Origin of the sequence: Pseudomonas sp. FP2335 (assembly GCF_030687535.1) — a bacterium.
Lineage (GTDB): Bacteria > Pseudomonadota > Gammaproteobacteria > Pseudomonadales > Pseudomonadaceae > Aquipseudomonas.
The window spans coordinates 873,950-899,516 of sequence record NZ_CP117437.1 but is presented as its reverse complement, the minus strand read 5'-3'; the positions used below and the strand labels follow the sequence as shown (position 1 = coordinate 899,516).

Annotated in this window: 30 protein-coding genes and 1 tRNA gene; 17 read left to right on the top strand and 14 right to left on the bottom strand. The window is 59.8% G+C overall.

All coding sequences use genetic code 11. The features are described from left to right. Positions 1 to 5: 5 nt before the first annotated feature. From murI to hemA, 5 genes are read right to left on the bottom strand one after another with little or no spacing between them, the layout of a single operon-like run. Positions 6 to 800: a glutamate racemase gene (murI, locus tag PSH81_RS03785; RefSeq protein ID WP_226456545.1), complete on the bottom strand. Its 795-nt coding sequence runs from the start codon at positions 798 to 800 to the stop codon at positions 6 to 8. Continuing rightward, positions 793 to 1,548 carry a molybdopterin-synthase adenylyltransferase MoeB gene (locus PSH81_RS03780; RefSeq protein ID WP_192297780.1) on the bottom strand — a complete coding sequence of 252 codons (756 nt, stop codon included), beginning with the start codon at positions 1,546 to 1,548 and terminating at the stop codon, positions 793 to 795. The genes murI and PSH81_RS03780 overlap by 8 nt, the downstream gene beginning before the upstream one ends. Next, entirely contained in the window at positions 1,542 to 2,372 is an 831-nt protein-coding gene (gene prmC, locus PSH81_RS03775; RefSeq protein WP_226456546.1) for a peptide chain release factor N(5)-glutamine methyltransferase, read from the bottom strand. Before prmC ends, PSH81_RS03780 begins: the two co-directional genes overlap by 7 nt. Beyond that, entirely contained in the window at positions 2,373 to 3,455 is a 1,083-nt protein-coding gene (gene prfA / locus PSH81_RS03770; RefSeq protein WP_226456547.1) for a peptide chain release factor 1, read from the bottom strand. Next, positions 3,452 to 4,741 (bottom strand): glutamyl-tRNA reductase, encoded by a 1,290-nt coding sequence (gene hemA / locus PSH81_RS03765; protein ID WP_192297783.1) that lies wholly within the window; start codon positions 4,739 to 4,741, stop codon positions 3,452 to 3,454. The genes prfA and hemA overlap by 4 nt, the downstream gene beginning before the upstream one ends. 182 nt (positions 4,742 to 4,923) lie before the next feature. Here hemA and PSH81_RS03760 point away from each other — a divergent pair, with 182 nt between their 5' ends. From PSH81_RS03760 to hrpT, 17 genes are all read left to right on the top strand, one after another. Continuing rightward, positions 4,924 to 6,648, top strand: coding sequence for a tetratricopeptide repeat protein (locus PSH81_RS03760; RefSeq protein WP_192297784.1), 1,725 nt, complete (start codon positions 4,924 to 4,926; stop codon positions 6,646 to 6,648). Between the two features lie 4 nt (positions 6,649 to 6,652). Beyond that, entirely contained in the window at positions 6,653 to 7,270 is a 618-nt protein-coding gene (gene lolB / locus PSH81_RS03755) for a lipoprotein insertase outer membrane protein LolB (RefSeq protein WP_226456549.1), read from the top strand. A gap of 49 nt (positions 7,271 to 7,319) precedes the next feature. Further along, positions 7,320 to 8,123: a 4-(cytidine 5'-diphospho)-2-C-methyl-D-erythritol kinase gene (gene ispE, locus PSH81_RS03750; protein ID WP_305392751.1), complete on the top strand. Its 804-nt coding sequence runs from the start codon at positions 7,320 to 7,322 to the stop codon at positions 8,121 to 8,123. Between the two features lie 37 nt (positions 8,124 to 8,160). Beyond that, positions 8,161 to 8,235, top strand: a tRNA-Gln gene (locus PSH81_RS03745). Positions 8,236 to 8,281: 46 nt separating this feature from the next. Next, entirely contained in the window at positions 8,282 to 9,223 is a 942-nt protein-coding gene (locus PSH81_RS03740) for a ribose-phosphate pyrophosphokinase (protein ID WP_003208392.1), read from the top strand. 137 nt (positions 9,224 to 9,360) lie between these two features. Next, the gene (locus PSH81_RS03735; protein ID WP_226456550.1) at positions 9,361 to 9,951 is read left to right on the top strand and encodes a 50S ribosomal protein L25/general stress protein Ctc; all 591 of its coding nucleotides are present in this window, start codon (positions 9,361 to 9,363) and stop codon (positions 9,949 to 9,951) included. Positions 9,952 to 10,118: 167 nt separating this feature from the next. Further along, the gene (pth, locus tag PSH81_RS03730) at positions 10,119 to 10,703 is read left to right on the top strand and encodes an aminoacyl-tRNA hydrolase (RefSeq protein WP_017735148.1); all 585 of its coding nucleotides are present in this window, start codon (positions 10,119 to 10,121) and stop codon (positions 10,701 to 10,703) included. 23 nt (positions 10,704 to 10,726) lie between these two features. Further along, the gene (gene ychF, locus PSH81_RS03725; RefSeq protein WP_192297788.1) at positions 10,727 to 11,827 is read left to right on the top strand and encodes a redox-regulated ATPase YchF; all 1,101 of its coding nucleotides are present in this window, start codon (positions 10,727 to 10,729) and stop codon (positions 11,825 to 11,827) included. 271 nt (positions 11,828 to 12,098) lie between these two features. Next, positions 12,099 to 13,013 (top strand): sigma 54-interacting transcriptional regulator, encoded by a 915-nt coding sequence (locus tag PSH81_RS03720; protein WP_192297789.1) that lies wholly within the window; start codon positions 12,099 to 12,101, stop codon positions 13,011 to 13,013. A 181-nt stretch (positions 13,014 to 13,194) separates the two neighbouring features. Continuing rightward, entirely contained in the window at positions 13,195 to 13,428 is a 234-nt protein-coding gene (locus PSH81_RS03715; RefSeq protein ID WP_226456551.1) for a hypothetical protein, read from the top strand. Between the two features lie 129 nt (positions 13,429 to 13,557). After that, complete coding sequence (locus tag PSH81_RS03710) at positions 13,558 to 13,863, top strand: hypothetical protein (RefSeq protein WP_226456552.1); 306 nt, start codon at positions 13,558 to 13,560, stop codon at positions 13,861 to 13,863. Between the two features lie 7 nt (positions 13,864 to 13,870). Continuing rightward, the gene (gene sctJ / locus PSH81_RS03705) at positions 13,871 to 14,665 is read left to right on the top strand and encodes a type III secretion system inner membrane ring lipoprotein SctJ (RefSeq protein ID WP_226456554.1); all 795 of its coding nucleotides are present in this window, start codon (positions 13,871 to 13,873) and stop codon (positions 14,663 to 14,665) included. Further along, positions 14,634 to 15,230, top strand: coding sequence for a type III secretion protein (locus tag PSH81_RS03700; RefSeq protein ID WP_305392037.1), 597 nt, complete (start codon positions 14,634 to 14,636; stop codon positions 15,228 to 15,230). Before sctJ ends, PSH81_RS03700 begins: the two co-directional genes overlap by 32 nt. Beyond that, positions 15,208 to 15,798 carry a type III secretion system stator protein SctL gene (sctL, locus tag PSH81_RS03695; RefSeq protein WP_225595296.1) on the top strand — a complete coding sequence of 197 codons (591 nt, stop codon included), beginning with the start codon at positions 15,208 to 15,210 and terminating at the stop codon, positions 15,796 to 15,798. Before PSH81_RS03700 ends, sctL begins: the two co-directional genes overlap by 23 nt. Before the next feature lie 103 nt (positions 15,799 to 15,901). After that, a complete protein-coding gene (locus PSH81_RS03690; RefSeq protein ID WP_226456556.1) occupies positions 15,902 to 16,138 on the top strand; it encodes a hypothetical protein in 237 nt (78 codons plus the stop codon). A 115-nt stretch (positions 16,139 to 16,253) separates the two neighbouring features. Beyond that, complete coding sequence (gene sctC / locus PSH81_RS03685; RefSeq protein WP_226456558.1) at positions 16,254 to 18,389, top strand: type III secretion system outer membrane ring subunit SctC; 2,136 nt, start codon at positions 16,254 to 16,256, stop codon at positions 18,387 to 18,389. Next, entirely contained in the window at positions 18,386 to 18,589 is a 204-nt protein-coding gene (hrpT, locus tag PSH81_RS03680; RefSeq protein ID WP_226456559.1) for an HrpT family type III secretion system protein, read from the top strand. Before sctC ends, hrpT begins: the two co-directional genes overlap by 4 nt. Before the next feature lie 22 nt (positions 18,590 to 18,611). Here hrpT and sctU read toward each other — a convergent pair whose 3' ends face one another. The 9 genes from sctU to PSH81_RS03635 are packed head-to-tail and all read right to left on the bottom strand — an operon-like array spanning position 18,612 to position 25,563. Further along, positions 18,612 to 19,709, bottom strand: a complete 1,098-nt coding sequence (gene sctU / locus PSH81_RS03675; RefSeq protein ID WP_226456561.1) for a type III secretion system export apparatus subunit SctU — start codon at positions 19,707 to 19,709, stop codon at positions 18,612 to 18,614. Beyond that, positions 19,706 to 20,494, bottom strand: a complete 789-nt coding sequence (sctT, locus tag PSH81_RS03670) for a type III secretion system export apparatus subunit SctT (RefSeq protein ID WP_305392036.1) — start codon at positions 20,492 to 20,494, stop codon at positions 19,706 to 19,708. The genes sctU and sctT overlap by 4 nt, the downstream gene beginning before the upstream one ends. A gap of 10 nt (positions 20,495 to 20,504) precedes the next feature. Then, positions 20,505 to 20,768 carry a type III secretion system export apparatus subunit SctS gene (gene sctS / locus PSH81_RS03665; protein ID WP_192297799.1) on the bottom strand — a complete coding sequence of 88 codons (264 nt, stop codon included), beginning with the start codon at positions 20,766 to 20,768 and terminating at the stop codon, positions 20,505 to 20,507. A gap of 7 nt (positions 20,769 to 20,775) precedes the next feature. Further along, positions 20,776 to 21,429 carry a type III secretion system export apparatus subunit SctR gene (gene sctR, locus PSH81_RS03660; protein ID WP_305392035.1) on the bottom strand — a complete coding sequence of 218 codons (654 nt, stop codon included), beginning with the start codon at positions 21,427 to 21,429 and terminating at the stop codon, positions 20,776 to 20,778. Continuing rightward, entirely contained in the window at positions 21,426 to 22,436 is a 1,011-nt protein-coding gene (locus PSH81_RS03655; protein ID WP_370694882.1) for a FliM/FliN family flagellar motor switch protein, read from the bottom strand. Before PSH81_RS03655 ends, sctR begins: the two co-directional genes overlap by 4 nt. Next, positions 22,436 to 22,894, bottom strand: a complete 459-nt coding sequence (locus PSH81_RS03650; protein WP_305392033.1) for a type III secretion system HrpP C-terminal domain-containing protein — start codon at positions 22,892 to 22,894, stop codon at positions 22,436 to 22,438. Before PSH81_RS03650 ends, PSH81_RS03655 begins: the two co-directional genes overlap by 1 nt. Then, positions 22,891 to 23,319 (bottom strand): YscO family type III secretion system apparatus protein, encoded by a 429-nt coding sequence (locus PSH81_RS03645; RefSeq protein ID WP_305392032.1) that lies wholly within the window; start codon positions 23,317 to 23,319, stop codon positions 22,891 to 22,893. Before PSH81_RS03645 ends, PSH81_RS03650 begins: the two co-directional genes overlap by 4 nt. Continuing rightward, positions 23,306 to 24,664, bottom strand: coding sequence for a FliI/YscN family ATPase (locus PSH81_RS03640; RefSeq protein ID WP_305392031.1), 1,359 nt, complete (start codon positions 24,662 to 24,664; stop codon positions 23,306 to 23,308). The genes PSH81_RS03645 and PSH81_RS03640 overlap by 14 nt, the downstream gene beginning before the upstream one ends. Next, a complete protein-coding gene (locus tag PSH81_RS03635; RefSeq protein WP_305392030.1) occupies positions 24,661 to 25,563 on the bottom strand; it encodes an FHA domain-containing protein in 903 nt (300 codons plus the stop codon). Before PSH81_RS03635 ends, PSH81_RS03640 begins: the two co-directional genes overlap by 4 nt. Positions 25,564 to 25,567: the final 4 nt, after the last annotated feature.

The following is a 25,567-nucleotide window of genomic DNA, read 5'->3' as shown; positions in this document are numbered from 1 at the left end:
ATTTTTCACGCACCGAAGCTTCGCACAACGCCCGGATATTTCCATAGTGTTGGTAGGATATTTCTTAGGTGAGACACATCGCCGCTGGTCCAGAACTGCGCTGGCTCGGGCTTGCCGTCGGCCAGCAGGTTGCGCTCGCCGAGCAAGCGCTTGAGCTGGCGGGCCACGGCGGCGCCGGTGTCGATGAGGATGATGCTGGGGGGCAGCATCTGCGCCAGCAGCGGCTTGAGGAAGGGATAGTGGGTGCAGCCGAGGATGATGGTGTCGCAGCCGGCGCCTAGCAGCGGGTCGATATACCCCTGCAACAACTGGCGCAGTGCCGGGCTGCTCAGGTCGCCGGTTTCGATCAGTTCCACCAGGCCCGGGCACGGCTGAGTAATCACGCGGACATCGGTGGCGAAGCGATCGAGCAGTGCCGCGAACTTGGCGCTTTGCAGGGTGCCCGTGGTGGCGAGCACGCCGACCACACCGCTGCGGGTCGCGGCGGCCGCAGGTTTGACGGCAGGCTCCATGCCCACCAACGGCCAATCCGGGAAGTCCTTGCGTAAATCGGCAACGGCCGCAACGGTCGCGGTGTTGCAGGCAATCACAAACGCCTTGGCCCCCTTCTCCCGCAGAAACCCGGCAACCTGCCGCGAGCGCTCAAGAATAAAGGCCGGGCTTTTCTCGCCGTAAGGGATATGCCCGCAGTCGGCCACGTACAGCAGCGATTCGTGGGGCAGCAGCTGCTGGATTTCCTCCAGCACCGACAGCCCGCCGACGCCGGAATCGAACACACCGATCGGCGCGTCCTTAACCATGGTGAGTCCCGCACACGCTGCAACCGGGGTCGCGCTTGACGCGCAACTCGCGGAAACGGCTGCTCAATGCATCGATCAGCAACAAGCGGCCCACCAGCGGCTCGCCGAAACCGGCCAGCAGCTTCAAGGCTTCCAGCGCTTGCAGGCTGCCGACCAGGCCCACCAGCGGCCCGACCACGCCGGCTTCGCTGCAGGTCAGTTCGGTGTCGCTGCCGTGCCCGTATAAACAGTGGTAGCACGGGCTGTCGGCGCGACGCGGGTCGAACACCGACAATTGCCCTTCCAGGCGAATCGCCGCGCCGCTGATCAACGGCTTGGTCGCGGCGACGCAGGCGGCGTTGACCGCTTCGCGGGTGGAGAAGTTGTCGCTGCAATCGAGGACCACATCCACCGCCGCGACCGCCGCGGCGAGTGAGTCGGCGTCCAGCGCGCTGCGATGGGCGACCAGCGTGATTTCAGGATTGATCGCGCCCAGGCGCCGCAGGGCTGAATCGACCTTGGTCTGCCCGACGCTGGCGGTGTCGTGGATGATCTGGCGTTGCAGGTTGGTCAGGTCGACGCTGTCGAAGTCCGCCACGTGCAATTCACCGACCCCCGCAGCAGCCAGGTACAACGCAACCGGCGCGCCCAGCCCGCCCAGGCCGATGATCAGGGCGCGGCTGTGTTTCAGGCGCAACTGGCCGTCGATGTCGACATGCTGCAACAGAATCTGTCGGCTGTAGCGCAGCAGTTCCTGGTCGGTCAGCACGGCCGGCGTCCCAGGGTAATGCGCTCGTGGCCGCCAAGGTCGATGCGGCTGTGCACGTTGTCAAAACCTTCGCCCAGCAATAGGTCACGCACGGCGCCAGCCTGGTCGTAACCGTGTTCGAGCAACAGCCAGCCAGCGGCATTCAGGTGCTGGGGTGCCTGCTTGATGATGTGGCGCAAGTCGTCCAGGCCATCGCGGCCCGCCACCAGCGCACTGGCCGGTTCGAAGCGCACGTCACCGGCGACCAGGTGCGGGTCGTTGTCGGCAATGTACGGCGGATTGCTGATGATCAGATCGTAGGTGTGGCCTTGCAGGGCGCTGAACCAGTGGCTGTTCAGCACGGTGACGTTATTCAGGTGCAGGCGCTGGCGATTGCGCTCGGCCAAGGCCACCGCTTCGAGCACGCGATCGACGGCGGTGACGGTCCAGGCCGGGCGCTCGCTGGCCAGGGCCAGGGCAATCGCGCCGCTGCCGGTGCCGAGGTCGAGAACCTGGGTCGGCGTGGCCGGCAACAATTGCAGGGCGGTTTCCACCAGTAACTCGGTGTCCGGACGCGGGATCAGCGTGTGGGGCGCGACCTCCAGGTCCAACTTCCAGAAGCCTTGCTGGCCGAGGATGTAGGCCACCGGCTCACCGCCGCGGCGGCGTTGCAGGTAGCCGGCAAAGGTCAGCGCATCTTCGCTGCTGACGATTTTCTCCGGCCAGGTGTGCAGGTAGCTGCGCGACTTGCCCAGGGCCGCGGCGAGCAATAACTCGGCGTCCAGGCGCGCGGTGGGCGAGTCGGGCAGGTCGGCAGCGCGCAGCAGGCTGGCGATAATGGTCATTTAGTCACCTATCGCTGCAAGTTGGTCGGCCTGGTATTCGGCGAGCAACGGCTCGATCACTGCATCGACGCCACCGGCGAGGATCTCGTCGAGGGAGTAGAGCGTGAGGTTGACCCGGTGGTCGGTGACCCGGCCCTGGGCAAAGTTGTAGGTGCGGATGCGTTCGGAGCGGTCGCCCGAGCCCACCAGCAACTTGCGCTCGCTGGCAATCGCATTGGCAGCGGCGCTGGTCTGCTGGTCGTTGAGCTTGGCCGACAGCCAGGACATGGCCCGCGCCCGGTTCTTGTGCTGGGAACGTTCTTCCTGACACTCCACCACAATGCCGGACGGCAAGTGGGTAATGCGGATCGCCGAGTCGGTCTTGTTGACGTGCTGGCCACCGGCGCCCGACGAGCGGTAGGTGTCGACGCGCAGGTCGGCCGGGTTGATCTCGATGGCTTCCTGCTCGTCCGGCTCGGGCAATACAGCCACAGTGCAGGCCGAGGTGTGGATGCGGCCCTGGGACTCGGTGGCCGGCACGCGTTGTACGCGGTGTGCGCCAGACTCGAACTTGAGCTTGCCGTAGACGTTATCGCCTTCAACCCGTGCGATGACTTCTTTATAGCCGCCGTGCTCCCCCTCATTCTCCGAGAGGATCTCGACTCGCCAACCGCGTCGCTCGGCATACCGCGAATACATGCGGAACAGGTCGCCGGAGAAGATCGCCGCCTCGTCGCCGCCGGTGCCGGCACGGATTTCGAGGAACACGTTGCGCCCGTCGTTGGGGTCTTTGGGCAGCAGCATGCGTTGCAGATCGCCTTCCAGCGCGATCAGTTTTTCCTTGGCTTCGCGGACTTCTTCCACGGCCATTTCGCGCATGTCCGGGTCGCTGTCCTTGAGCAGCGCCTGGGCGCCTTCGAGGTCGGCCTGGGTTTTCAGCCACTGGCCATAGGTGGTCACAATCGGCTCAACTTCCGCGTATTCCTTGGAATAGGTACGGAACTTGGTCTGATCGGAGATGACTTCGCCATCGCCGAGCAAGGCGGTCAGTTCTTCGAAACGGTCCTGGAGCACGTCCAGTTTATTGAGCAGTGACGCTTTCATTGCGGTTTTTTATCCGAAGAGCTATCTGACGCGCCCTCACCGAGGGCAAAGAGTTCTTGGGCCATGGCCAGCGCATCGAGGCGGCCTTCGGCAGTCAACTTTTTAAGCTGCACGCTGGGGGCGTGGAGCAGCTTGTTGGTCAGGCCGCGGGCCAGTTGCATCAGCACCTCTTCGGCGTTGCTGCCGTTGGCCAGCAAACGCTGGGCCTTGCTCAGTTCCTCGTCGCGCAGGCGTTCGCCCTGCTGACGATACGCCTTGAGCACGTCCACTGCCGCCAGTTCACGCAAGCGCACCATGAAATCTTCGGCGCCGTCGCTGACCATCTCTTCGGCCGCCTGGGCTGCACCCTGGCGGCTCTTGAGGTTCTCGGCGACCACTTCGTGCAGATCGTCGACGCTATAGAGGTAAACGTCGTCCAACTCGCCGACTTCGGGTTCGATGTCCCGGGGAACGGCGATGTCCACCATAAAGATCGGTTTGTGCTTGCGCAGCTTCAGCGCGCTTTCGACCGCGCCTTTGCCGAGGATCGGCAACTGGCTGGCGGTGGAGCTGATGACAATATCGCTGCGCACCAACTCGGCCGGGATGTCCGACAGCAACACCGCATGGGCGCCGAACTGCTCGGCGAGGATGCTCGCACGCTCAAGGGTGCGGTTGGCGACGACAATGCGTTTCACGCCCAGGTCGTGCAGGTGGCGGGCGACCAGGGTGATGGTCTCGCCAGCGCCGATCAGCAGGGCCTGGCTGCGCTGCAAGTCGCTGAAAATCTGTTTGGCCAGGCTGACGGCAGCAAACGCCACGGACACCGGGTTTTCGCCGATGGCGGTGTCGGTCCGCACCTGCTTGGCCGAGTTGAACGTGGCCTGGAACAGGCGGCCCAACAGCGGCCCCACCGTGCCAGCCTCACGCGCCACGGCGTAGGCGGATTTCATCTGGCCAAGGATCTGCGGCTCGCCCAACACCAGCGAATCGAGACCGGCCGCCACACGCATCATGTGACGAACTGCCGCATCCTCTTCGTGCACATAAGCACACGCGCGCAGCTCATCGAGGCTTAAATGGTGGTAATCGGCCAGCCAGCGCAGTACCACATCCGCGGAAAGATGTTCCTGCTCTATATAAAGCTCGCTGCGATTGCAGGTTGAAAGGATTGCAGCTTCGCGGCTGTCGGTGAGCCGGCAGAGCTGTTGCAAGGCCTCAACCAACTGCTCTGGCGTAAACGCCACGCGCTCGCGCACGTCTACGGAGGCAGTCTTGTGGTTAATACCGAGTGCGAGGAAGGCCATTCAATATCGCTGATGATGTCGGGAAGCCGACAATTGTCCTACTTCGAAAGATTCAGAACAACCACCGTCGTCTATTGTCCCTATACCTTGTACCTATAAATACGCCAACTGAGTCTCGGTTATGTTTGGCCGAAGGCTTGTGTCATGATGATCCGACCGCAGGTTAGTCGTCCTCTTCCTATATGAATAGATCCTCCGCGTTGCTCCTTGCTTTTGTCTTCCTCAGCGGCTGCCAGGCCTTGGCCCCCGTGTCGCCGGACGGTACGCCGCCGGTGGAAGACAGCACCCCCGCCCCTGAAAAGCCCAAGGTTTATTCTTCATTCAGTGAAGAAACGGTGTTCAGCCTGCTGAGCGCGGAGCTGGCCGGCCAGCGCAATCGTTTCGACATTGCGTTGGATAACTACGTGACGCAGGCCATCAATACGCAGGATCCGGGGATTTCCGAGCGGGCGTTTCGTATCGCCGAGTACCTGGGCGCCGATCAGGCTGCGCTGGATACCTCGCTGATCTGGGCGAAAAACGCGCCGGACGACCTCGAGGCGCAGCGCGCCGCGGCGGTGCAACTGGCGCGTGCGGGGCGCTACGACGACTCCATGGTCTATATGGAGAAGGTCTTGCAGGGCAAGGGCGACACCCATTTCGACTTTCTTGCGCTGTCGGCTGCCGACACCGACCAGGACACGCGCAATGGTCTGATGAAGAGCTTCGACCGCCTGCTGCAAAAACATCCCAAGAACAGTCAGCTGATTTTCGGCAAGGCCTTGCTGTTGCAGCAAGACGACGAGGCCGATGCGGCGCTGAAGCTGCTGGAGCAGAACCCACCGGAAGAGGGTGAGATCGCGCCGATCCTGCTGCGTGCGCGCCTGCTGCAAAACCTCAATCGCGGCAAGGAAGCGATTCCGCTGCTGGAAAAAAGTATCAAGAAGTACCCGGACGACAAGCGCCTGCGCCTGACCTACGCGCGCATGCTGGTGGAGCAGGACCGCATGGAAGACGCCAAAGTGCAGTTCGCCAACCTGGTCCAGCAATACCCGGACGACGACGAACTGCGCTACTCCCTCGCACTGGTGTGCCTGGAAGCCAAGGCCTGGGATGAGGCCAAGGGTTACCTGCAAGAGCTGATCGAACGCGAAAGCCACGTGGATTCGGCGCACCTGAACCTGGGCCGCATCGCCGAGGAGCACAATGACCCACAGGCTGCCCTGCTTGAGTATGCCCAGGTCGGCCCTGGCAACGATTACCTGCCGGCGCAACTGCGCCAGGCCGACATATTGATGAGCAACGGTCGCACCGACGAGGCGGAAAAACGCCTGGCGGCTGCGCGTGATGCCGAGCCTGACTACGCGATCCAGCTGTACCTGATCCAGGCCGAAACCCTGTCGGCCAATAACCAGGGCGAGCGCGCCTGGAAACTGCTGCAACAAGCGTTGCTGCAATACCCCGACGACTTGAACCTGCTGTACACCCGCGCCATGCAGGCGGAAAAGCGCAACGACCTGGCGCAGATGGAAAAAGACCTGCGCCTGATCATCAAGCGTGATCCGGACAACGCCATGGCCCTCAACGCCCTGGGCTACACCTTGTCCGACCGGACCACGCGCTACGACGAAGCCAAGGCGCTGATCGAACAAGCGCACAAGCTCAACCCGGAAGACCCGGCCGTGCTCGACAGCCTGGGCTGGGTGAATTACCGCCTGGGCAACCTGGATGAAGCCGAACGCTTGCTGCGCCAGGCACTGGAGCGTTTCCCCGACCAGGAAGTCGCCGCCCACCTGGGTGAAGTCCTGTGGGCCAATGGCAAACAACGCGAAGCGCGCCAGATCTGGGAAAAATTCCTCAAGGAACAACCCGAAAGCCCCATCCTGCGCGGCACCATCAAACGCCTGACCGGATCCGAGACCCTTTAAGCTTATGTTCTTGCGCCACGTTGCAGTCTTCAGTCTCATCGCCCTGCTCGCCGGTTGCGCGGGCGTCGGCACCCGCGAATCCGTTGAGGGCCAGGGCAACCCGGCGCAATGGCAACAGCACAAGGATCAGCTCGCCAGCATCGATGGCTGGCAGATCGAAGGGAAAGTCGGTGTTCGTGCGCCGAAAGATTCCGGGAGCGGTACGTTGTTCTGGCTGCAACGCCAGGATTACTACGACATCCGCCTGTCCGGCCCATTGGGCCGTGGCGCGGCACGCCTGACCGGCCGACCGGGGCAAGTAAGCCTGGAAGTGGCCAATCAGGGCCGCTATGAAGCGACATCGCCGGAAACATTGCTGGAAGAACAGATCGGCTGGAAGCTGCCAGTGTCGCATCTGGTGTGGTGGGTACGCGGCTTGCCCGCGCCTGAGAGCAAAAGCCGCTTGCGCCTTAACAGTGACAGCCGCCTGGCCACCCTGGAGCAGGATGGCTGGCAAGTCGAATATTTGAGCTACGTGCAGCAAAGCGGTTACTGGCTGCCTGAACGAATCAAGCTGCATGGCACCGACCTTGACGTCACGCTGGTGATCAAGGACTGGCAACCACGCAAACTGGGACAATAACGTGACCGTAGAACGCTTGACCCTGCCCTCCCCTGCAAAACTCAATTTGATGCTGCACATCCTGGGTCGTCGTGAAGACGGCTACCACGAGTTGCAGACGCTGTTTCAATTTCTCGACTACGGCGATGAGATGACGTTCGCCGTACGCGACGATGGCGTGATCCAGTTGCATACCGAATTCGAAGGCGTGCCCCACGACAGCAACCTGATCGTGAGGGCCGCAAAAAAACTTCAGGAACAATCTGGCTGCTCGCTCGGCATCGACATCTGGATCGATAAAATCTTGCCCATGGGCGGTGGTATCGGCGGCGGCAGTTCGAATGCGGCCACCACACTGCTGGGTCTGAATCACTTGTGGCAACTCGGCTGGGACCACGATCGCCTGGCGGCGCTGGGCCTTACGCTGGGCGCGGACGTCCCGGTTTTCGTGCGTGGACACGCCGCATTTGCTGAGGGTGTCGGGGAAAAACTCACCCCTGTAGAGCCCGAAGAACCGTGGTATGTCGTACTTGTGCCGCAAGTATCTGTAAGTACAGCAGAAATTTTTTCAGATCCGTTGTTGACACGTAACTCTTCTCCCATTAAAGTGCGCCCCGTTCCCAAGGGAAACAGTCGAAATGACTGCTTACCGGTTGTAGCAAGGCGTTATCCAGAGGTACGTAACGCTTTGAATTTGTTAGGTAATTTTACCGAAGCAAAATTAACCGGAACTGGAAGTTGTGTGTTTGGGGGCTTCCCAAACAAAGCTGAAGCTGATAAAGTCTCGGCCCTTCTTACAGAGACCCTTACAGGGTTTGTAGCAAAGGGAAGCAACGTTTCGATGTTGCATCGCAAGCTGCAAAGTATGCTCTAAAAGGAACCGAGTGTTAGGCACTCGTTGCAACAGATACAGGGGCGTCGCCAAGCGGTAAGGCAGCAGGTTTTGATCCTGCCATGCGTTGGTTCGAATCCAGCCGCCCCTGCCATTTTCTAATACTCATCCAGGTTACCCTCAGCCTCTAGGTACTGCGCGTGTCCAAGATGATGGTCTTTACGGGGAACGCCAACCCCGATCTGGCTCGACGTGTCGTACGTCAGCTGCATATCCCTCTCGGTGACATCTCTGTCGGTAAATTCTCCGACGGTGAAATTACAGCCGAGATCAATGAAAACGTCCGCGGTAAAGACGTCTTCATTATTCAGCCGACTTGCGCTCCGACCAACGATAACCTGATGGAACTCGTCGTGATGGCTGATGCCTTCCGCCGCTCCTCAGCGACTCGAATCACAGCTGTAATCCCTTACTTTGGTTATGCCCGTCAGGATCGCCGTCCGCGCTCCGCACGTGTGGCCATCAGCGCGAAAGTTGTCGCTGACATGCTGACCGTGGTAGGTATCGACCGTGTTCTCACGGTTGACCTGCACGCTGACCAAATCCAGGGGTTCTTCGATATTCCGGTAGATAACATCTACGGCTCCCCAGTCCTGGTGGATGACATCGAAGACCAGCGCTTTGAAAACCTGATGATCGTGTCCCCGGACATTGGTGGCGTCGTGCGTGCACGGGCTGTTGCCAAATCCTTGGGCGTGGACCTCGGGATCATCGACAAACGCCGTGAAAAAGCCAATCACTCTGAAGTGATGCATATCATCGGTGATGTCGAAGGGCGTACCTGTATTCTGGTTGATGACATGGTCGACACCGCCGGCACCCTGTGCCACGCGGCGAAAGCCTTGAAAGAGCACGGTGCCGCAAAAGTCTTCGCCTACTGCACACACCCTGTGCTGTCGGGTCGAGCGATCGAGAACATCGAGAACTCCATGCTGGACGAACTGGTGGTGACCAACACCATCCCGTTGTCCGCTGCAGCTCAAGCCTGTTCGCGTATCCGCCAACTGGATATCGCACCGGTAGTTGCCGAAGCGGTTCGCCGCATCAGCAATGAAGAATCGATCAGCGCGATGTTCCGTTAAGGGTCAAACCTTCGGATCATTTCACTGACGAAAAGCGCCCCGCCCCGGCATTCTGTCGGGGCGGGGCTTTTTTGCCCATATCGAGAACGGCGCTGGTCGCAAACGCCACTCGATGATGGCTATTTTGGAGATACAAAATGACTGACTTTACTCTGAACGCTCAAGCGCGTACTGACCTGGGGAAAGGTGCGAGCCGCCGCCTGCGTCACGCCGCCAACATCCCAGCCGTTGTATACGGTGGTAACAAGCCTGCTGAATCCGTGACCATCCTGGCCAAGGAAATCGCCAAGCTGTTCGAAAACGAAGCTGCCTACAGCCACGTTATCGAGCTGAACGTCGACGGCGCCAAGCAGAACGTCATCGTTAAAGCGATGCAGCGTCACCCGTCCAAGCAGTTCATCATGCACGCTGACTTCGTTCGCGTTGTAGCTGGCCAGAAACTGACCGCTGTCGTGCCTGTGCACTTCGTCGGCGAAGAAGCTCCGGTCAAGAAAGGCGGCGAGATTTCTCACGTTGTGAACGAAATCGAAGTGACCTGCCTGCCGAAAGACCTGCCTGAGTTCATCGAAGTCGACCTGTCGACCGCTGAAGTTGGCGCCATCATCCACCTGTCCGACCTCAAGGCCCCTAAAGGCGTTGAGTTTGTTGCACTGGCTCACGGTGATGACAAAGCTGTTGCAAACGTACACGCTCCACGCGTTGCTCCAGAAGCAGACGCTGCAGAGTAAATCACTCTGTAACGTCGGAGCTTGAGGAAACATCGCGGACCGAAACGTAGCGAGAAAGCGGGCGATAACGCGACGTTTACTCTTGAGTAAATGAGCTACTGTTGTCCACTTTCGCCGCACCTTGGTTTGGCGATGTTATCCACAACTCCAAAGGAAGGGCCCCTGTCGTGACTGCCATTAAACTGATCGTTGGCCTGGGAAATCCAGGCGCCGAATACGAACAGACCCGGCATAACGCGGGGGCCCTTTTTGTTGAGCGCATCGCCCACGCGCAAGGTGTGAACCTTGTGGCCGATCGCAAGTATTTTGGCCTGACCGGGCGCTTCTCGCACCAGGGTCAGGATGTTCGTCTGCTGATTCCCACCACCTACATGAACCGTAGCGGCCAAGCCGTGGCGGCGCTTGCGAACTTCTTCCGGATCAAACCCGAAGAAATCCTGGTGGCCCATGACGAACTGGACCTGCCACCCGGTGTTGCCAAGCTCAAGCTCGGCGGTGGGCATGGCGGGCACAATGGCCTGCGCGACATCATCGCGCAGTTGGGCAATCAGAATAATTTCTACCGTCTGCGGCTCGGCATTGGCCACCCAGGCGTTGCCAGTATGGTTTCAAATTTCGTCCTGGGTCGTGCGCCACGCGCCGAACAGGAAAAACTCGATGCCAGCATCGACTTTGCCCTCGGCGTGCTGCCGGATATCTTCGCCGGTGAATGGAACCGCGCGATGAAAAACCTGCACAGCCAGAAGGCCTGACTCTTTATCCGAGGGGAAACACCATGGGATTCAATTGCGGCATCGTCGGCCTGCCCAACGTCGGCAAATCCACCCTGTTCAACGCCCTGACCAAGTCCGGTATTGCGGCGGAGAACTTCCCCTTCTGCACCATCGAACCCAACAGCGGTATCGTGCCGATGCCGGACCCACGCCTGGACGCCCTCGCGGCCATCGTCAATCCAAAGCGCATCCTGCCGACCACCATGGAATTCGTCGACATCGCGGGCCTGGTGGCTGGCGCGTCGAAAGGTGAAGGCCTGGGTAACAAGTTCCTGGCCAACATCCGTGAAACCGATGCCATCGCCCACGTGGTCCGCTGCTTTGAAGACGAGAACGTGATTCACGTCTCCAACAGCGTCGACCCGAAACGCGACATCGAGATCATCGACCTGGAACTGATCTTCGCCGACCTCGACAGCTGCGAGAAGCAATTGCAGAAGGTCGCGCGTAACGCCAAGGGCGGCGACAAAGACGCAGTGGTTCAAAAAGCGCTGCTGGAACAGCTGATCGCGCACTTCACCGAAGGCAAGCCGGCACGCAGCCTGATGAAGAACATGGGCGCTGACGAGAAGGCCGTGATCAAAGGCTTCCACCTGCTGACCACCAAGCCGGTGATGTACATCGCCAACGTCGCCGAAGACGGTTTCGAAAACAACCCGCTGCTAGACGTGGTCAAGGCCATCGCCGACGAAGAAGGCGCGATCGTGGTGCCGGTGTGCAACAAGATCGAAGCCGAAATCGCCGAACTGGATGACGGCGAAGAGAAGGACATGTTCCTTGAGGCCCTGGGCCTGGAAGAGCCTGGCCTGAACCGCGTGATCCGCGCCGGTTACGAAATGCTCAACCTGCAGACCTACTTCACCGCCGGTGTCGAAGAAGTCCGTGCATGGACCGTCAAGGTCGGCGCCACAGCGCCACAGGCCGCCGGCGTGATCCACACCGACTTCGAGAAAGGCTTTATCCGTGCCGAAGTGATCGCCTACAACGACTTTATCCAGTTCAAGGGTGAGGCCGGTGCCAAGGAAGCGGGTAAGTGGCGCCTGGAAGGCAAGGAATACATCGTGAAAGATGGCGATGTGATGCACTTCCGTTTCAACGTTTAAGTTTCACGCTGCAGATAAAAAGCCGATGCAATGCATCGGCTTTTTTGTACCTGCCTGATTGTCATAGATAAACAACTTTAAGATTAATCTTACATATACAGTGCGCATCAAAACCACTCAACCACCATAGGCCCTCCGTTTATCCTACAACACTTTAGCTGCTTACCCCTTTCAACCCTACCTCCCACCCTGATAAGTTTCGACCTGCTGGCGAGGCTAACAGGTCGTTCGCCCAGCCATAAAGCAATAGCGTTGGCGGAGCCTCTTTACAATGTCGGTCTTTATTCACAAGCACAATGAAGTAGATCCCCTCTTTATTGCAGGCTCGGAAATTGAAAGCACCCTCAATACGACCGCAACACTTAATATAGACATCCTATTACTAGGAGAAACCGGCACCGGCAAAGATACCTTGGCGCAGCGGGTACATCGATTGTCTGGCCGCCGTGGAAACCTGGTCGCCGTTAACTGTGCAGCCATCCCGGAAACTCTCGCCGAAGGCCAATTATTCGGGGTCAATAGTGGCGCCTATACCGGTGCAGTGCAGTCGAGGGCAGGCTTTATCGAAGCCGCACACCTGGGTACGTTGTACCTGGATGAAATCGACAGCATGCCGCTGCCCCTGCAGGCCAAACTGCTTCGAGTCTTGGAGTCGCGCGGTGTCGAGCGCTTGGGGTCGACCCGGTTCATCCCAGTGGACATGCGCGTCATCGCGTCCGCTCAGCAATCGCTGCATGACATGGTCGAACAAGGCACCTTTCGACGTGATCTTTACTTTCGCCTGAATGTCGTGAGCATCAACCTTGTGCCACTGCGTAATCGGCAAGAGCAAATCATTCCGCTGTTTATGGATATGGTGCGACAAGAAGCGCAATACTTCGACTGCCCCGCGCCTACACCAACCGATACGTTACTCCAACAATTGCTCTGCCACCGCTGGCTGGGTAATGTCCGCGAATTACGTTCGGCAGCCAAACGCTTTGTGTTGGGCATGCGGCCCCTCGATTCGCCGGTAAAAGATGCTCGGTTCATGCCGTTGAAAGAGCGCCTGCAGCAAATCGAAAAGTCATTGATCGAGGAGTCGTTGAAACGTCATGCGGACTGCGTGGAGCGTGTCGCCGCAGAACTGGGCGTTGCCAAGCGAACACTGTATTACCGTTTGAAGCATTTGAATATATTGACCTAGGCATCCACCTAAACTCGACGACAACATCTTTAGAAACACTTCAGAAACACTTTAGAAATATAATTCTGGAACGTTTTCTACCTCTTCGACCACTCAATTGATGAGCCTAGGCTCTAAAGATTTTAGGCATGCTATATGTCTATTATTTAGGCACTAACCATATTGAAAGCAGGTAATTAATATGACTATTGACACTATTACCGGATACAACAGTAATAATATTTACACAAACGGATACGGAAGCGGAAACGATGTCAGCGGCGCATTCGGCGAAATGGACAGCGACACCGCGGCGGTGCTTCAACAACAAAATCTGCGCAAGAAAAATGCGCAGAACTACCACCAAACCGTAGAAGGCATGAAGCTCGACTTCTCCACCAAACTTATGACGCAGATTGGCTCCGCAAGGGCTTAAGCATAAAACGACTTGTCTCCTCAGTTCATTGATGGAGGAGGCAAGTCCCCACCGATACACTTGGAGTGTCAAATGCTTTCGAAAACCGAGTGGGTCTCACAGCCTCAAACTCTTGTACAAAGAAACGACATGGCAACGCCTGCCGACTCCACGCTCGACAGCCATTTTTTTGCCTCGGCGTTGATGAACGATAGCGGTCCAAAGCCCTCGGCTCCGGCCATTAGCGCTCACTATCTGGCGGAGCAATCCACTGCCCTCAAGAGCAAGTCAGACCTGGTATCCAGAGGGTTGAAAGACTTCGCCAGCGGCAAGCACTCCCTAAAGGCAGCACAAGTGCCCCTGGCGTTGGTTGAAAGCAAGGAACTCCTGTCAGTGTCAGTGAAAGTCATCAAACACGGTATTGCGATGGTGGAAAAAACCACCAATCTGCAATAGGAAACCTATGCGCAGCCGTCTCATCACTTGTTTACTGTTAACGCTGGCACTCCTCCTTGCCGGCTGTAGTGAACGCATCGAACTTCACCGCCAACTGTCCGAGCAGGAAGCCAACGATGTCATTGCCGAGCTGGCGGATAAACAAATCCGCGCCCAAAAGACATTGGAAAAGGACGGTGTGGTCGTTCGGGTGAAAACCAGCGACATCGCCCGCGCGGTACGCACGCTGGAGGCTGCGGGGCTGCCCAAAACCGCGCGTTCCACGCTGGGAGAGATTTTCCGCAAGGAGGGTGTCATCTCCACCCCCCTGGAGGAACGGGCCCGTTACATCTACGCGTTATCACAGGAACTGGAGGCCACGTTATCCAACATCGACGGGGTCATCGTCGCGAGGGTGCATGTCGTGTTACCCGAACGCGTGGCCCCGGGCGAACCCGTTCAACCTGCATCGGCCTCGGTCTTTATCAAGCATGACCCGCGCCTGGACCCCGATAACATCAGGCCACGTGTGCGCAGAATGGTCGCCAGCAGCATCCCAGGCATGACTACCACGGTGGACAACCCAGAAAAACTCACCGTCACCTTCGTACCTGCAACCGCCTATGTCGAACAGGAACGCCTGACCTATTTCGGGGCTTTCTTGGTACCCGAGAAAGATCTGACGTTTTGGCAGACAGCGCTGGCAGCACTGCTGATTGCGTTGGCGCTATCGGCCGCAGGGCTGGCATTCTGGCTTCGGAAAAAACTACGCCCGGAAATGGCACAGGTCAATGACCCACCAAGCACCGCACTCCATGAATGAGCTGTACCAATGGGCACGCTGGTGGACATCTCCCTGGAGCCATTCGCAACAGGACTGGTGGCCCTTCGACCTGGACTCACCTGCCGCCAAGACACTGTGCCGAAGCCGGCATGAACGCATAGGTGTCGCACTGGGCATTACCCCGTGCCTGCCGATTCACCCCTCCCCAGCCCTGTTGCACTTGGTGCTGGCACCGACCGCGCAACGGGAACTGATGCTGGCGCTGGTCGAGGGCATTTACCATCCACAGCACGACAGCGCCTTGAGCACGGATCAACGCGAATGGTGCGCGCGTCTGTCCATGGCGCTCCCCCCCGCGTCCCACAAACCCAGCGTAGACCCTCTGTATTACCTGCGTAGCTGGGTTGACCCAGCCATCTGGCAGCGCCTGCGGCTCAGCTTCTCCCGCCAGCGGGTGCAACAACTCGAGAGCGCACTTCAGATGCCAGCCGCCAGCAAGCTCGACACTGTCTGGCAAGCCGTGATCTGGCGTGCCAGCGCCCTGGCCAACAATGTCACCCTACCCGCGGAGAACCTCAATCATGCTCTGCCGACGCAAGATTGAATTATTGACGTCTTCTGCCAGCCTGTCGCAGCCCGTGATCTCAAGGGAACTGCTCGCCGACAACCAGCGCGCAGAGCATGTGCTCGACAACGCCCAGGCGCAGGCCGAGACGCTGCTGCAGCAGGCGCAAGAGCAGAGCGCGCAAATACTCAAGCAGGCGCACGAAGAGTTCTGGCAACGTGCCAACCACCAACTGCAGCGGTGGGAAGCCGAACGACAGACAATCGGCGACCAGTGTGAAAGATTCGCCACCACCATCACCCAACAAGCGCTAAGCAGCTTGCTGGAGATGACCCCTCCCGCAGAGCGCATCAGTGCCTTGCTCAACAAGTTGCTGGACCCACTGATCCCCCGCCCCAACGCCGCGCTGGCCTGCCACCCCGCTGATCAAGCACACGTGGAGCAGTGGCTGCATATCAACACCGAGGTACGCTGGAGCCTGCGTCTGGACGACGCCCTCCCGCCCCAGACACTCATCCTGGAAACAGAAGAAGGCAGTTTCCACGTTGAATGGCAGCGCGCCGTCGAGAGCTTGTTTCTGCTGGACCCGCAGCCGCCGCGCAAGTAGGAAATATCCAGAAATGCCCGGACATTGCCACTGCATGATCGGCGCCTGGAACCGTTACCAAATTTGAACCACACACAGGGGCACGTCACTGGAGGATGCCCCTATGAACTTTGATTACCGGCAGCACCAACGGCAGTACCGAGAGCTGGACACCGTCAGAAAACAAATGGATCAGATAAGAAAAACGCCCGACGAGGAACTGGATAGCGAAACATTCGCGGCGTTGTTGAATCAGGCGCTGGACATAAAGATGAGTGCAAACCAGCTTCTGACTACCACTCAGGCCCTGACCAACTACCGGGCCGATCAGGGAAAAATCGTCTTCGATGGTATTCCCTGAGTATCGGTTGAATACAGGACGTGGGCACTCGCGAATCGAGGCCCCCTCCCTGCCAACACGCTGCAGTCCTCGTTCACCCCGCAACCTCCGCTCCCGCCAAATTCAGAGACTTCCCATGAATAACAAGACTGACAAGCCTGACTGCTTGCGCAACGTTTCGCCCAACCACACGCAAAAACGCCGCTGTTGGCCTGGTCTGATCGTACTGCCTTGGCTGCTGAGCGCTTCACACAGTAGCTTCGCTGCCGTCCCTCCCGAATGGAAAAACACGGCCTACGCCTACGAGGCCGAGCACAAACCGCTGCGCGAGGTGCTCGAAGACTTCGCACAGACCTTTGGTACCCAACTGCAAGTCGAAGGCCTGCTGGAAGGCATCGTCAACGGCAAGATACGCGCAAACACCCCACAATCGATGCTCGACAGGCTGGGCGTGGAACACCGCTTCCAGTGGTATCTGTACAACAACACGCTCTATATCAGCACCTTGGACCAGCAAGAGTCGACGCGACTGGAGGTTTCCTCCGAGACCATCGCCGACCTCAAGCAGGCACTGACTGATATCGGCTTGCTCGACAGCCGGTTCGGTTGGGGCGAGTTGCCCGAGGAAGGCGTCGTACTGGTTTCCGGCCCGCGGCGGTACATCGAGCAGATCAAGCAATTCAGCAGCCAGCGTCGCTCGCCGGACGAGAAGCAAAATGTGTTGAGCTACCCGTTGAAGTTCGCTAACGCGGCGGATCGTTTGGTGGATTATCGCGGAGAGAAACTGAAAATCCCCGGGGTGGCCAGCATTTTGCGAGGGCTGCTGGAGCCACGTCCCTCGTCGACGATCCCAGGCATGAACTCACGTCCCGCGGCTACCCAGCCCTCCCCTCTGGTGCCGAATGTTCCGCGCCTGGGAAACCCGTTGCTAGGCCAGATGCTCGGCACCAACACCGGGCAATTGGAAACGGGCGCGACGCTGACCCCTCGCGCGCCTGCGAGCAGCAGCCGCATCCGCGTCGAAGCCGACGTGCGCAACAACGCTGTGCTGATCTACGACTTACCCGAGCGCCAGGTCATGTACCGCGAGTTGATCACCCAACTCGACGTCGCACGCAAGCTGGTGGAAATCGATGCCATCATCCTCGACATCGAGCGCACGCAACTGCGTGAGTTCGGGGTCAACTGGGGCTTCCAGAACAGCCGCTTCAGCGCGGGCTTCACGAATTTCGCACCCGGTACCACTTCCCAGCTATCAATTGAAAACCGCGATCGCTTCTACGCCGACATCCGCGCGCTGGAGGCCAAGGGGCTGGCAACCATGGTCTCCAACCCTTCCGTACTGACCCTGGAAAACCAGCCTGCGGTCATCGACTTCAACCGCACCCAGTACCTCACGCCCGGCCGCGACAACGTAACGATCATGCCGATCGTCGTTGGCACCAGCTTTCGTGTCATACCGCGGGTCATCACCAGCCGCGGCAGCCATCAAGTGCATTTGGCGATCGATATCGAGGACGGTAATTTCGGTGCGCCCAACCCCGTGAACGGCAACCCCAGTACCAGCCAGGGCAAGGTCAGCACCCAGGCGGTCATGGCGGAAAAACGCTCCTTGGTGGTCGGTGGCTTCCATGTCACCGAAAGCACAGACAAGCAAAACAAGGTGCCGCTGCTGGGGGATATTCCACTGCTGGGCAAGGCGCTGTTCTCCTCCACCGAACGGCAGAACAACCGGCGTGAACGCCTGTTCATCCTGACCCCACGCGTGATCGGCGACCAGTCCGACCCGTCGCGCTACCTGCCGCAGGCCGACCAGGCAGAACTGCAGACCGCCCTCGCGCCGCTGGCCAGGCGCACGGCCCCTCACGCACCGGTGATCAAGCGCAGCGACATTATCAACACCTTGGCGCGCCTGGTCAGTGGCGAAGTGCCCAAGACGTTCAAGGCAGCCCCCATGCCACTGAGCCTGAACACCTTGTGCGATACCCGAAAATTACTTGAGCTAAACACCGAACGCAGCCAGTGGTATGCGGGCCCGGAATACAACGTGGCCGTCGTGGTGCTGCGCAACACGTTCAACCGCAATGTGCGCATCGATGAGAAGGAGTGCAGCAATTCGCACACCCTGGCCGTCAGTGTCTGGCCACGTGCGTGGCTCAAGCCGGGTGAAGAAGCCGAGGTGTTTATCGCCATGCGCCCGGTGGTCAAGGATGAACATCTCGGTGTACCTCGCCCCTCATTGATCAGCCCAGCCCAGAAGGCCAAACCATGAAGCACAAAATGTTATACGCCTCCCTGATCGGCGCGGTATTGCTTGTCGCCGGTTGCACCCCAACCTGCAAGGGCGACTCCTGCTCTCGCCCGCAATCGTCTCCGAACAAGCTGATCATCTGGTGGCCACCGCAGATGCGCGTCGAACCCGGCCCGGCGGGAGAACGTGCGGACTATCAAACGGTGTCGCTGGAGCGATGACTGCCCCCGAGCTGCCTGCTGCTCAACGCTGTTCAAGCTCAGGCAGCTCGAGGGTTTCACGCTTGGCTTCATCATCCAGCTCACGCAACGTGCGATAGATGATGGCTACGGCCTGCAAGGTTTCCCGAGGGATGCTGGCCCCCAGCTTTTGGGGGTAGAGGGTGCGGGCCAGCCATACGCACTGAATCACCGGAACCTCTGCGGCCTTCGCCCGCGCGATCAACTGGCGAGCATCGGCGTCCGTACCTTTGTCCACCAATAGAGGCAGTGGGGTTTTTCCAGGGCGGTAATACAAGGCCACGGCAAAGTGCGTCGGGTTGACCACCAGCATGTCGGCCTCCTCCAGCTTGGGCAGCTTGACCTTGGGCTCCTCCTGGGACAACTGGAAGGCGAGCGAGCGCCGTTGCCCTTTCACGTGGGGGTCGCCTTCCATGTCCTTGTATTCCTTGAGCACCTCCACCTGGGTCATGCGCATGCGCTTGGCAAAGAAGTGTTTTTGCATGGAAAAATCGATCAGCGCCAACACCAGCAGCAACCCCAGACAAGCGTGCAGCAAGTGGCGGAACAACGTGATCAACGCGAGGAGGTAACTTTGCAGGTCGCTATTGGCCAGGTTAATCAATGCACCCAGCGACGGCATGATCACCATGTACAACGCCAGGCCCAGCAGCAACGCTTTGGCGATACTCATCAACAGGTTGATCAACGACTGTGCGGAGAACATCTGCTTGAGTTGATTGAGCGGATTGAGGCGATTGAAATCGAGTTTCAGGACCTCCGGTGCAAACAGCAACCCGATTTGCATCCAACTGCTGATCAGCTTCATCGCAATCGCCACCCCGGCCATCAACAGGGCGAACGAAAAAAACAGCGCCAGCCCCTCGAACAACACTTCTTCCAGTGCTCGCATGAAGGGTTGGTTCATGCGCGACATCGGCAGCACTATCAACTGCTGGAAACGTTGCATACTGGTCTCGGCCGTCATCAGCGCGATCTCGCTGATGGCCGTCAACACCATCAACTTGCCCACATCCTGGCTTTGGGAGACCTGGCCTTTCTTACGCTGGTCCCGCAGTTTTTTGGCCGACGCGGGGTGCTTCTTTTCGCCTGAGTCACTCATGCTGAACCGACCTTGAACAGCAGCGCCAGTGAATGCTTGAGATCACCGAGCAGGCCCATGCGACCGACAATCAAGTCCTGTAACAACGCAAAATACAACAGCAGAATGCCGAGCCCCGCGAGGCATTTGAGCGGCGGCGCCAGCGTGCTTACCTGCAACTGCTGACTGTAAACCCCCAGCAACGCAATACCGAATTCCAGCAACAACAGCACCGCAATGAAAGGCGCGGCGTAGAGCATCATGTGCATGAAGGTGTCGCCGAGCAGATCCACAAACACCCCCATCCCGTTGGCCGACGGCAACGGGAACCAGACCGTGGGCGGCCATATCCGATAACTGTCCCAGATCACCTGGGTCAGTGCCCCCAAGCCGACGCTGACCATCAACAGAAATATCGCCAGTTGCTTGAACATGTGCCCGCAGGGTGTCGCGTCCGGCCCCAGCGACGGGTTGAGCTGCCCACCGGCCAGGGCGCCGCGCTGGTTGTCCAGCAACGCCCCCACCGACTCGAAGATCCAGAACGGCATCGACAGCAACACCCCCAGCAGAAGCCCGAGGATGACCTCCTTGAGGACCAACCCGCCAAGCATCAGCATCGAATAGTCCTGGCCCGCCAACAGCGCATGGATGCCCGGTGCCGGCAGCAAGGCCAGCACCATCACGATGGCATGCCGGGGCATACCGCGAATATGTTGAAAACAGAATGCCGCCACCAATATGGCGCACGGATAGATCCGCGCCATGGCGATGACCAGGCTCGGTAGATACTCCACATACGGCAGCACAGGCCAGACCTCAGTTCAGGGCCGAACGGCCGATCATTTCAAAGGTCAGGTTGATCAACTGGATCAACTCAACACCGATCCAGCGGCCGGTAAGGATCAGCGTGATCCCCACCGCCACCAGCTTGATGCCAAAGGGCAGCGTCTGATCCTGAACCTGCATCAGCGCCTGCACCAGCGAGGTCATCACCCCTACCACCACGGCCACGATCAACGGCGGCGCCGACAACACCACCACCAGCAACATGCCCTGCTTGAACAGCACGATAGGTTCCATAAGCGACTCAGAGATAAGAAAGGAACAGGCTGTCGAGCAACCGTGACCAGCCGGAGACCAGCACGAACAGGAGCAATTTGAGCGGTAGGGAAATGGTCATCGGCGAGACCATCTGCATGCCCAGCGCCAAGAGCAGGTTGGAGACGATCAGGTCGATCACGATAAACGGGATGTAGATCAGAAAGCCGATCTCGAACCCGGCCTGCAACTGCGACAACACGAACGCCGGGACCAGCAGGATCAGGTCTTCACGCTGGACCTCCCGGGCCATTTGGGCAGGCCACAGGCGCGCCGTATTTTCCAGCAGATGGGTCAGCACATCCGGGTCAACATTGCGCAGCATGAATGTACGCAGCGGTTGGATGGCCTCCTGGCCGGTCTGCAGCATGCTTTGCACACTGCTGAGGTCCAGCGGCGAAACCTTGACCACCTCCGCTATCTGGTAGCCGACAGGCGCCATGATAAACAGCGTCGCCGCCAGTGCGATGCCATTGATGGCCATGCTCGGCGGCACCTGCTGCACGCCGATGGCGTTGCGGGTAATCATCAGCACGATCACGATCTTGAGAAACGCCGTGCACACGATCAGCAGCATGGGCATCAATGACAACGCGCCCAGAAACAGCGCCAGAACGAGAGGATCGATTCCTTGCAAGCTCATCGGGAAAAATTCACACGAGACATCTGCAATCCGAGGCGCCCGTCCACCTCCACCAACTGCCCGAGGCCAATGGCTCTGTCACCGTAGTAGAGACCGGCCATGCCCGGTGCAAAACCACTGATGCCCAGCACCGAACCTGGCGCAAGGTTGCGCAGTTCGCCGAGGGTGAGATTCAGCGTTCCACAACGCACATTCAACGCCATGCTCAACTCATCGAATGGCTCGTGGCCAAATACATCCACTACGGGTTCATCCGCCTCAGGCCCGGCCACGCCAGGTACTGCAAAGTTCTCATCCACACACACGTCCTCGATAGAAGTAACAGTAAGCCGCAACGGCCCGGCGTCATCGTCAATGCAACCGTGCAATTGCTGCCTGCCGACCTGCAGATGGCCGGGCCCCTGCGCTTGAAAAAATGCTTGTTCGAACACCAGCACATCGCCGGCCTGCAGGCCGCGCACCTGTGCAAAGGGCAGTTGCACACGTCCGACGGTCACGGCGATCGCCAGTTGAAACGCTGCCGGCAGCGGTGCCGCAATGCCCCGCCAGGGGGCGGCCGCGCACAACGAGAGGAAACTCTGTGGCGTCAGCCACATATAGGCATCCACACGGGAGGCTCCCAATGTCACCACCAGGCGACAGCCAAAGCCCTCAGGGCGGGCGGACTCGCTCAAGCGAACGTCGCCCAGCAGCCTGCTGATCTGCGGGCTCAAGTGATGTTGGAACAAGGCCCAGAACCACGAATCCGGGTCATTGCCGGACGGGGCCAACGTCACCGGGCACTCGCCCAGCAGGCTGAGCACCGGCCCCGGCTGGGCGAATGCCAGTACCCCGCAAACCGTTTCAAAACACAGCGATGGGGCACTGACGGGTGCAGGCCCAGGCTCCATCCGCAGCTCACCACGTGCTCCGGCGACCTCGAATGGCAAGCTCAAGCCACGCCCCAGTCGGCGTCGCGCGGCAACGGTGTCACCCGGGATCTGCGGCAGTACCAGACGCGAGAGCATCACGCCGGGCGAGCATCGGGCAAATGCAGGCTGACCGGCGAGCCCAGTGCTCCCGCCATACGCTCCTGGCATTGTTGCCGCACGCCGCAGAGCCAGCGCGACGTCGCCTCATGCTCTGCCTCCAATTCAATGCCCCAGACGTTCTGCTCTCGCCGCACACTGGCTTTGATCCGCCCCAGGCGCGGCATGTACAACGTCGCCTGCAACGGCCATTGCGCCGCACCCAACACCTGGGGTGCCAGTTGCTCAGCAAGCGCGTCGATCATCGCGACAGCGGCCGGCATCCCCATGCCCGACTGGGCAGCGCCATACCCTGTGTGCGCAGCGTCATCACCAAACAACTGGGCAAATAACCGTCCTTGCTCCCAAGGCACCACACCTGCCATTGCCGGGTCGCGATCCTCGCGCGATTCACGCGGCCGTGGACGTTCGTATGGCTTGCTTGAAACCTGGGTCATATCGGCTCCTGAGCCAACAAATCGGATAATTCCTGAAGTTTTTCCACCTGGCGCAGGCACGCGGTGACCTGCTTCTGGGCGGCGCTGACGTGGATTTGTTTTTCTTCCTGCTGCCCCTGCAACGCGTACAGTTGCCCCTGCTCGTGACGGGTGCTGGCGCTCAGGGCCTGCTCTTGTACGGCCCAGGATTTCAGCGCCTGAAAACTCAGCACCTGGCCCTGATGCCGGCCGAGCAGCTCGGCACTTTGCTGAGCCTCCACCTGCCGGGTCTGCTCAAGACGTTCCTCAGCCTGGCGGATATGCACAAGCAGGGTCTGCTGGGCTCGTTTTGCCTCACTCAGGGCACGCTCGGCACGGTCTGCCCGGTGCCGACGCAGGCGACGCAGGGTCTCGATCTCACCCAGCAATCCGTTAGAAAGGGACATGGCCGGTCAGCTCCTTAAGTTGTTCCAGCGTGGTCATCATCGGTGTGGGTTCGCGCAGATCCTGGCGTAGAAAACCGTCGACCGCCTGGCGACTGTCCACCGCCAGGTCGGTGAGAATGTCGCTGCCGGCCTGGTACTCTCCCAGCTTGAGCATCAACTCGATCTGCTGATACGCCGACAACAGGCGCCGCAACGCCGTGCCGGCGCGAATATCCTCGGGGTCGGCGACATTGCTCAAGATCCGTGAAAGGCTGGCCAGCACATCCACCGCCGGGTAGTGCCCGCGCTCAGCGAGTTTGCGCGACAGCACGATGTGGCCATCAAGCAGCGAGCGAACCTCGTCTGCCACCGGATCACTCATCGAGTCCTGTTCGATCAGCACCGTATAGATCGCGGTAATCACGCCCTCGTTTGTCAGCCCGGCGCGCTCGACCAGGCGCGGCAACAGGCTGTAGACCGAAGGCGGCAAGCCGCCGCGGCCCAACGGCTCGCCGGCAGCCAGGCCGATTTCACGCTGGGCCCTGGCAAAACGCGTCAGCGAGTCGATCAGCAACAGTACCCGCTGGCCCTTGCTGCGGAAACCTTCGGCCAATGCCGTCGCCGTGAATGCCGCACGGGCACGCTCCATGCTGGAGCGGTCCGAAGTGGCACACACCAGCACCGCCTTGGCGCGCAACTGCTCATCCAGTTCATGATCGAGGAACTCGCGCAGTTCCCGGCCCCGCTCGCCGATCAGGCCGAACACAATCACATCGCACTCCACGTTCCGCGCGATCTCGGCCAGCAGCGTGGTCTTGCCGCAACCGGCCCCGGCGAACAAGCCGACGCGCTGCCCCTCGCCCAGGGTCAACAGGCCATCGATGGAGCGCACGCCGGTGGCCAGCGCCCGGTTGATGCGCGGCCGCTCCGTAGGTAGCGGTGCCTCGCACAATACGGCGCTGGTGTCCGGGCTATCGGACTCGACAAAAGCACTCGGCCCTTCCCCTGCAATCGGGCGTCCGAAGCCGTCCAGCACCTGGCCCAGCAACGCCTCGCTGACCCGCACCCGATGCGACACCCCGAGGCGCTCCACGCTGGCGCCCACGCGTACGCCTTCCAGGTTGCCCAATGCACTGAGCACCGCATCCTGCTGATCGAAACCGATGATTTCGGCCAGCATGTAATCGCCGGCCTTTTTTTCCACCAGGCACAGGTCGCCGATGCATGAATGGGGCAACCGGCATTGCAGCAACATGCCATTGACGCGTTGAATACGACCCCGCATCGTCACCGGCGCAAAGCCGGCCAGCGCTTGGGCCTGGCGCTGCTGCCAGGCGTCCAGCCGCGCTTGCAGATCCGCACTCACCAACGCACCTCGTAACGCTGCGCGCCATCGAAAACCACCTTGTTGTTATCGATCAAGACCAGGCGCAGGCCTTCCACTTCATCACCGACAAACAGCCGGCTGCCGTCCTCCAGCACCACATGACCGTTCGACCCGCCGACTATCTGCACAATCTTGAATGGCAACGAGTTATCGCGCAGGCGCACGCGGCTGATCACGGGCACGGTGCTGTCGAACATCTCGCCGTAGCGATCGAGCATGCGCGTCACCAGGTCCATGTCCTCCTGCGACACATCCCCGCCGAGCGCGACCTGGTCATTGATCACTTGCACGGTGACCCGCTGGCCCAGTTCGCGCTCGTTGAGCATCTTGAGCAACTGCTTGCGCACGTCGAACGGCGAAGCGAGTTCGTCCTTCTGCACCATGGGCGGCATCAAGGAGGCTTGAGCGTCTTTCTCTCCCGTGGAGACCAGGCCCACGAGCATAATGATGACTGCCCCCACCAGCGCCAGGCTGATCAAGCGCTTTTGCTGCGCGTTTGAGATGGTGGATAACTTCAGCCCCCGCGCCGGTTCAACCGGCAGTGGCGCAGGTTCAACCGGCACCGCAGAGGACGCGCCAGGCCAGGGCTGATCAGCCAGGCTGACACACAATCGAGTGGAGCCCACCGAAAACGGCACTCCCAGCGCAAGGCTCGTGATCTGCGCCAGCACCTGCCCATCGTGCCCGTGCAGCAACCCCGCCTCGGCCTGCACCGACCAGTTCTGACCGATCAGCCGCAACCGTGCGTGGTGCTCGGCAACCCCCGGGTCATCGAGTACCAGATCGGCGTCCGCGTGAGCACCGATGCTCCACTGCTCACCAAACAGCGGCAGTGCCGCCCCTTGATGCAAACCGTTCAGGACACGCAGTTCGAACATCATC

Bases quoted from the DNA above. Each gene is read 5' to 3' on its own strand.
- PSH81_RS03635 (WP_305392030.1), bottom strand. From the start codon at position 25,563: ATGTTCGAACTGCGTGTCCTGAACGGTTTGCATCAAGGGGCGGCACTG.
- PSH81_RS03720 (WP_192297789.1), top strand. From the start codon at position 12,099: ATGTCGGTCTTTATTCACAAGCACAATGAAGTAGATCCCCTCTTTATT.
- PSH81_RS03655 (WP_370694882.1), bottom strand. From the start codon at position 22,436: ATGCTCTCGCGTCTGGTACTGCCGCAGATCCCGGGTGACACCGTTGCC.
- PSH81_RS03690 (WP_226456556.1), top strand. From the start codon at position 15,902: ATGAACTTTGATTACCGGCAGCACCAACGGCAGTACCGAGAGCTGGAC.
- lolB (WP_226456549.1), top strand. From the start codon at position 6,653: ATGTTCTTGCGCCACGTTGCAGTCTTCAGTCTCATCGCCCTGCTCGCC.
- prfA (WP_226456547.1), bottom strand. From the start codon at position 3,455: ATGAAAGCGTCACTGCTCAATAAACTGGACGTGCTCCAGGACCGTTTC.
- PSH81_RS03735 (WP_226456550.1), top strand. From the start codon at position 9,361: ATGACTGACTTTACTCTGAACGCTCAAGCGCGTACTGACCTGGGGAAA.
- sctL (WP_225595296.1), top strand. From the start codon at position 15,208: ATGCTCTGCCGACGCAAGATTGAATTATTGACGTCTTCTGCCAGCCTG.
- PSH81_RS03650 (WP_305392033.1), bottom strand. From the start codon at position 22,894: ATGACCCAGGTTTCAAGCAAGCCATACGAACGTCCACGGCCGCGTGAA.
- sctR (WP_305392035.1), bottom strand. From the start codon at position 21,429: ATGAGCTTGCAAGGAATCGATCCTCTCGTTCTGGCGCTGTTTCTGGGC.
- murI (WP_226456545.1), bottom strand. From the start codon at position 800: ATGGTTAAGGACGCGCCGATCGGTGTGTTCGATTCCGGCGTCGGCGGG.
- PSH81_RS03700 (WP_305392037.1), top strand. From the start codon at position 14,634: ATGACCCACCAAGCACCGCACTCCATGAATGAGCTGTACCAATGGGCA.
- PSH81_RS03715 (WP_226456551.1), top strand. From the start codon at position 13,195: ATGACTATTGACACTATTACCGGATACAACAGTAATAATATTTACACA.
- PSH81_RS03710 (WP_226456552.1), top strand. From the start codon at position 13,558: ATGGCAACGCCTGCCGACTCCACGCTCGACAGCCATTTTTTTGCCTCG.
- sctS (WP_192297799.1), bottom strand. From the start codon at position 20,768: ATGGAACCTATCGTGCTGTTCAAGCAGGGCATGTTGCTGGTGGTGGTG.
- hrpT (WP_226456559.1), top strand. From the start codon at position 18,386: ATGAAGCACAAAATGTTATACGCCTCCCTGATCGGCGCGGTATTGCTT.
- sctJ (WP_226456554.1), top strand. From the start codon at position 13,871: ATGCGCAGCCGTCTCATCACTTGTTTACTGTTAACGCTGGCACTCCTC.
- sctC (WP_226456558.1), top strand. From the start codon at position 16,254: ATGAATAACAAGACTGACAAGCCTGACTGCTTGCGCAACGTTTCGCCC.
- PSH81_RS03645 (WP_305392032.1), bottom strand. From the start codon at position 23,319: ATGTCCCTTTCTAACGGATTGCTGGGTGAGATCGAGACCCTGCGTCGC.
- PSH81_RS03760 (WP_192297784.1), top strand. From the start codon at position 4,924: ATGAATAGATCCTCCGCGTTGCTCCTTGCTTTTGTCTTCCTCAGCGGC.
- ispE (WP_305392751.1), top strand. From the start codon at position 7,320: ATGCTGCACATCCTGGGTCGTCGTGAAGACGGCTACCACGAGTTGCAG.
- sctU (WP_226456561.1), bottom strand. From the start codon at position 19,709: ATGAGTGACTCAGGCGAAAAGAAGCACCCCGCGTCGGCCAAAAAACTG.
- ychF (WP_192297788.1), top strand. From the start codon at position 10,727: ATGGGATTCAATTGCGGCATCGTCGGCCTGCCCAACGTCGGCAAATCC.
- hemA (WP_192297783.1), bottom strand. From the start codon at position 4,741: ATGGCCTTCCTCGCACTCGGTATTAACCACAAGACTGCCTCCGTAGAC.
- prmC (WP_226456546.1), bottom strand. From the start codon at position 2,372: ATGACCATTATCGCCAGCCTGCTGCGCGCTGCCGACCTGCCCGACTCG.